Source organism: Streptomyces calidiresistens (genome assembly GCF_014141525.1).
Taxonomy (GTDB): domain Bacteria; phylum Actinomycetota; class Actinomycetes; order Streptomycetales; family Streptomycetaceae; genus Streptomyces; species Streptomyces calidiresistens.
The window spans coordinates 1-1,031 of record NZ_VKHS01001258.1; the positions used below are offsets into that span (position 1 = coordinate 1).

Annotated in this window: 1 protein-coding gene; it reads right to left on the reverse strand. The window is 73.4% G+C overall.

Features of this window, described 5'->3' with window-relative positions; translation table 11 throughout:
- Positions 1-52 precede the first annotated feature (52 nt).
- A complete protein-coding gene (locus FOE67_RS26750) occupies positions 53-841 on the reverse strand; it encodes a metal-dependent hydrolase (protein ID WP_182667397.1) in 789 nt (262 codons plus the stop codon).
- Positions 842-1,031: the final 190 nt, after the last annotated feature.

A 1,031-nucleotide genomic window follows, 5' to 3' on the forward strand; every position in this document is an offset into this window, starting at 1 on the left:
CCGACCCCGTCCCCGCGGGCCCTCCGCCCGGCGGAGGGCCCGGCCCCCGGCGTCAGGCCGCGAGCATCACGGCCGCGATGCCGCCGGCCGCCGTGGCGACCATGAAGCCGGGCATCAGGACGTTGCTCTCCACCCACGCCCCGGCCCGGAACCGCATGAAGCGCGGCGTGCCCAGCGGATACCAGCGCCGCCCCTTGATCTTCAGCGGCCACAGGAAGGGGCACCCGGAGATGGTCAGGGCGTCGCCGACACAGTGCACCATGGCGCCCAGCACGATGGGTATGCCGATCCACAGATACGGTTGACCGGGGAAGAGCCACTCCGAGCCGTTGCCCGGCTGGTTGAGGATGCCGGCGAGGATCCAGGCGGTCGCCGCTCCCAACAACCACACCATGATGTCGCTGGAGATCCGCGCGGCCCGCCACAACAGGCCCTCCACCGCGAGCACCATGTGCACGAAGAGGATGCCCAGGACCGCCCAGCGGCCCCAGTGGATGGCCGCGGCGGAGAAACCGACCCCCATGAGGACGGCCCACAGCCAGGTGTGGGTCAGGGTGCGGTGGCCGCCGGTACGGCGCCGGTCCCGCGGGCCCCGGGTGGCGTTGTACACGGCGACCGACAGCTTGTCGATCAGCCCCGCCAGCCACTTCGATGGGGGACCGAAGGCACGGGATATGGTGGCGGACTTCTGGTCCAGGTCGGGGGCGAGGGCCGCCCCCGCGCAGATGAGGGTGCCGGCCACCAGCACCGGCCAGGGCATCGGATGGCCCGCCAGGGCGGTGGCCACCGCGACCCCCACCCAGGCTGCCGCTCCGGACAATGAGTGCGCCGGTCCCATCATGGTGGTGTGGCCCGCCCCTTCTCGCAACGCTCCGCGGTCCCCCGCGGCCCCCGCACCCCTGTGCGGGGGAAACCGCCGTTCGGACCGCTCCGGGCCGCCCCGTCACCGCCCCGGCGGAGGACAGCGTAGCCCCTGTGGATCTTCCCGCCCCCGGCCGGTTGGGTGGGAGGGCGGGCGAGGGGCAAGATGG

Bases quoted from the DNA above. Each gene is read 5' to 3' on its own strand.
- FOE67_RS26750 (WP_182667397.1), bottom strand. From the start codon at position 841: ATGATGGGACCGGCGCACTCATTGTCCGGAGCGGCAGCCTGGGTGGGG.